Annotated in this window: 5 protein-coding genes; 3 read left to right on the top strand and 2 right to left on the bottom strand. The window is 61.5% G+C overall.

Annotation, left to right across the window (positions count from 1 at the left end; translation table 11 throughout):
- The coding region (locus EN984_RS24205) for a transporter substrate-binding domain-containing protein (RefSeq protein WP_127383997.1) at positions 1–691 on the bottom strand (691 nt) is incomplete at its 3' end.
- A gap of 248 nt (positions 692–939) precedes the next feature.
- On the opposite strand from EN984_RS24205, the gene EN984_RS24200 reads away from it, so the two are divergent.
- From EN984_RS24200 to EN984_RS24190, 3 genes are all read left to right on the top strand, one after another.
- Complete coding sequence (locus EN984_RS24200; protein WP_127267150.1) at positions 940–1671, top strand: LuxR family transcriptional regulator; 732 nt, start codon at positions 940–942, stop codon at positions 1669–1671.
- Positions 1672–1767: 96 nt separating this feature from the next.
- On the top strand, positions 1768–2406 hold the full coding sequence (locus tag EN984_RS24195) for an acyl-homoserine-lactone synthase (protein WP_013533650.1): 639 nt from the start codon (positions 1768–1770) through the stop codon (positions 2404–2406).
- Positions 2407–2420: 14 nt separating this feature from the next.
- Entirely contained in the window at positions 2421–3170 is a 750-nt protein-coding gene (locus EN984_RS24190) for an enoyl-CoA hydratase-related protein (protein WP_013533649.1), read from the top strand.
- 53 nt (positions 3171–3223) lie between these two features.
- Here the strand turns inward: EN984_RS24190 and ppk2 are convergent, their stop codons facing one another.
- Complete coding sequence (gene ppk2, locus EN984_RS24185; RefSeq protein ID WP_127267149.1) at positions 3224–4132, bottom strand: polyphosphate kinase 2; 909 nt, start codon at positions 4130–4132, stop codon at positions 3224–3226.
- Positions 4133–4352 lie beyond the last annotated feature (220 nt).

The raw sequence follows: 4352 nt of genomic DNA, 5'->3' as shown, positions 1-4352 counted from the left end.
AGGCCCCGCCGGCAAAGCGGCAGCAGCCCGCCGCGTCCGAGCCGCCCAGCCAGAAGGCCAGGCGCATGCCGTCGCCGAAGGCGGCGTCGACCTTGCCGGCCTTGAGATCGGCATAGAGGTCCTCCGGCCTGTCGAAAGGGACGACCTGAACCGTGTTGAAATAGTCGCGCAGCATGCGTTCATGCGCCGAGCCTGATATTACGCCGACACGCTTGCCGTGCAATTTGTCAAAGATGGGCTCGGTCAGCGCCTTGCCTTTCGGCATGATGAAGCGCGCTGGAAACTGCAGATAGGAGCGTGAGAAGGCGTAGGTCGCGCGCGATTCCGGTGTTGCGGCGATGCCGGCGATGATCGCCTCGCCTTCGCCTTTCCGCAGTGCGCCTTCCAGCTCGGCCCAGGGCAGGGCCTGGATCTGGCATTTTTCGACAATGCCAAGCTCGGCGCAGATGGCGCGTGCCAGATCGATATGGAAGCCGGACAGCTTTCCCGCGCCGTCAAGGAAGTTGAAGGGCGGGAAGTCCGTGGTGGTCAGGAACCTCAGCCGGGGCAGCGTCGAAAGGTCTGGCTTGGGCAGCCGCTCCTTGGCATCCCACAGCACCGGAACCTGAGGCGCCGCGGCGCGCGCGCCGTCGGCGAACGACAGCAAGCCGATCAGCATCGCAAGGGCGAAGGACCTCCACCGGAACGCCAAGATAAAACTCCGCCACAGTCGTGCTCGCACCGGTTTTGGTACGAAAATGGTACAGGCACAATGGTTTTTGATTTCAACCCGCCGATTTCAGGATATGATTTAGCCGGTTTGCAAATCAGCTTCGGCCGCCTCGGTGAGGGAAGCCACAAAATAAGTATGCGATTTGCAATCCGTGGTCGGTGGCGAAGTGTAAATCAGGCACGCATCATTGGCCGCAATGCACGAGGCAACATGGGGTTGATGTTGCGATGGGTCAGTTCGATCGCACGCTGGAATACATAGACCAACTGCAGCACGCCGCAACGGCGGCGGCGGTCTGTGAAAGGCTGCTGGGCATAACATCGGATTTCGGCCTCACCGCGCTGATGGCGGGAACCGTACCGCAGCCAGGCACGCCGGCCGGCCAGCAAAAGCAGCATGTGCTTCTCTGCGATTGGCCGGGCGAATGGCTGGAGCGCTATGTCGCGCGCAACTATGTCGATCATGACCCGGTCGTCAGCCATATGAAACAGTTGCAGGCGCCCTTCCAGTGGCACGAGGCGTCGCAGGGCATCCGCATAGACAAGAGCAGCGGCGAGGTGATGGGCGATGCCGGCGCCTTCAAACTGCGTGATGGATTGGCCTTTCCGTTGATCACGCTTGACGGCCAGATCGTCATGGTGTCGCTCGGCGGCGAGGCTGTGGAATTGTCCGCCGCCGAATTTGGCCAGGTGTCGCTGGTCTCGACCTATGCGGTTGGCCGCGCCATGCAACTCCACACCATGGCGAGCAACACCATCGATCATATCGTGCTGACGCCGCGCGAGCGCGAATGCCTGCAATGGGCCGCCGTCGGCAAGTCCGAATGGGAGATTTCGCAAATCCTCGGCATTTCCGAACACACGTCGGAGAAACATCTTCTTAACGCCAAAAGCAAACTAGGTGCCGTCAACAGGGTGCAGGCCGTCGCGGAAGCGATACGGCGCGGCTACATTAGTTAGGTCGGCCGTGCCGACCTGGAATTTTTGCCTACGCGATCACGCAATTTTCTCATCAAAGCACGGCCGTATCTTCCTCTGAACGCAGGAGACGGCGGAATGCTTTTTTCCCTTACAACCCAGGAATTGATGGAACGTCCCGACCTTTGGGAGGCCGTCCATCGTTTGCGCTACAAGATATTCGTCGAAGAGATGGGGTGGGATGACCTCAGGCGGCCCGACGGGCTCGAACTCGACCAGTTCGATCACGACGAGGCGGTCCATCAGATCGTCATCAGAGGCGGTGAAGTGGCGGGTTATCAGAGGATGTTGCCGACGACGCGCCCACATCTGCTGACCGAGGTCTTGACCGATCTTTCCGAAGGAACGCCGCCATCGGGTCCAAACATCTGGGAATTGACCCGCTACGCGGTGGCTCCCGGTTTTCGTGACGGCCGTCGCGGCGTTTCGACCGTCGGCACCGAACTGATTGCCGGTTTCGTCGAGTGGGGGCTGAAGCGCGGCGTCGACAAGGTGATCATCGAGTTCGAGCCGATGTGGGTGCTGCGCGCCTTGCAGCTGCATTTCCTGGCGACCCCGCTGGGCTATCAGCGCACCTATGGCAACCAGCAGGTCGTCGCCACCTTGCTGACCTTCAACGAACACACACTCGATGTGGTGCGGTCGCGCCGCAATCATTTTGCTCCCGTGCTGGCCAGGGGATATCCCGACATGCTCGGGCAAAGGCGTGCGTCATGAGATCGGAGACAGCCATGAGCACACACCCGCAACCTGAACTTCGCAACCACACGCTGGTCGTCACCGTGTCGTCGAGTGACGGCCGGCCGGTGCTGGACAGGAGAGCCTATGAAAGCCTGGCAAGGACCTTCCATGAAGCCGCCGACAATGAGGAGGTTCGCGTCGTCGTGCTGCGCGGCCTGGCAGGCTGTTTCTGTCTGGGCGGCGACTTCTCCGAATTCCTCGACGCCACCAAGCACCAGAAACTGATTGCCGCCGTCACCGACCTGTTCCGCACGCTGGCGACGTTTCCCAAGCCCATCCTTGCCTGCGTTGACGGCGATGCCGTCGGTGTCGGCTGCACCATCCTGTTCCATTGCGACATGGTGATCGCGTCCGATGAGAGCACGTTCAGGGTGCCGTTCGTCGATTTCGGCCTGGTGCCGGACGCGGCGACCAGCATCCTGGCGCCGCAGAAGCTCGGCTATGCCGGTGCCTTCCGCTTCTTCTGCCTCGGCGACACGCTTCGCGCCGAGGACGCCAGGGCGCTCGGCCTCGTCGCCGAGATCGTGCCGGGCGGCACCGTCGAGGAAGCGGCGCTCGGCCGGGCGAGACAGCTTGTCAAGAAGCCGGTCGCAGCCCTGCTGCAGACGCGCGGCCTGCTGAAAGGGAACACCGAGGCCCTCTGCGACCGCATCGATCAGGAGATTTCGCTTTTCCAGCAGGCGCTGCAGGACGACACCACGCTGCGGCGATTGCAACGCATCGCCCGGCTCGCGGCCTGAGCGAAAGCCTCAAGGAACGCGCCGCGCGGCCAAGGCCGCGCGGCGCGGAAGCGTCAATCCTGCTTGCCGAGGAATGACGGCCCTTCGCCGATGATCTTCTTGTCTTCCTTGCCGATGATTTCGAGATCGCGCCCCTCATAGGGCAGAGACGACAGGATGCGCCGCATGATCGCCAGCCGCGCGCGCCGCTTGTCATTGGCCCGTACGATGATCCACGGCGCGAATTCCTTGTGGGTGCGCTCGAACATGGTGTCGCGCACCTTGGTGTAGTCGTCCCACTTGGTGATGCCTGCAACGTCGATGGGCGAAAATTTCCAGCTCTTCAGCGGGCTGTAGCGACGGTCATGGAAGCGCTCGAGCTGCGTTTCCCGGCCGATGTTCAGCCAGAATTTGAAGAAGTGGATGCCCTCGTTGGAGATCATCCGCTCGAAATGCGGCGTCTCCTCAAGAAACTGCTCGTGCTGCTGCGGGGTGCAGAAACCCATCACCGGCTCGACACCGGCGCGGTTGTACCAGGAACGGTCGAAGGTGACGAATTCGCCTGAAGTCGGGAAGTGGTCGACATAGCGCTGGTAGTACCATTGCCCAAGCTCGGTCGGGGTCGGCTTGGTCAGCGCCACGTTGCGTGCCGTGCGCGGATTGAGGTACTGGCGCACCACGAAGATCGTGCCGCCCTTGCCTGCAGCATCGCGACCTTCGAACAGCGCCATCACCCGTTTGCCGGTCGACTGCAGCCAGGCCTGCGCCTTGACCAGCTCGATCTGCAGCTTCTCGAGCATCTCGTCATACTCGTCGCTTTTCATCTTCTTGTCGTAGGGATAGCCGCCAGCGGTCAGCTTGTTGTCCTCGACCCAGTCGGGAAGCACGGGATTTTCGATGTCGAACTCCCTCTCCTTGCCGCCGATCCTGATCTTCAGCGGCCCCGCAGTTGGCGCGGCGGGACTTTCTTTGGCTTTTTTCATCGAGACGAACCCTTTCCAGCTTCCGGACTCATGCTATGGGGAGCCACTATAGCGCCGCGCGTCCGTTTGGATGCGCAAAGGACGCTGTAGCACTTTTAATTTGCGCATGATCCTTTCCGAAAATCGATCCCGATTTTCGGGTCATGCGGCAAGCGGTCTAGTGGAAGTTTTCCGCCACCGTGCGACCGGGTGCGAAGACATGGGGGCAGGTCCACGAGCG

The organism is Mesorhizobium sp. M7A.F.Ca.CA.004.12.1.1 (assembly GCF_003997835.1).
Lineage (GTDB): Bacteria > Pseudomonadota > Alphaproteobacteria > Rhizobiales > Rhizobiaceae > Mesorhizobium.
This window is presented reverse-complemented; position numbering and strand designations above follow the sequence as displayed.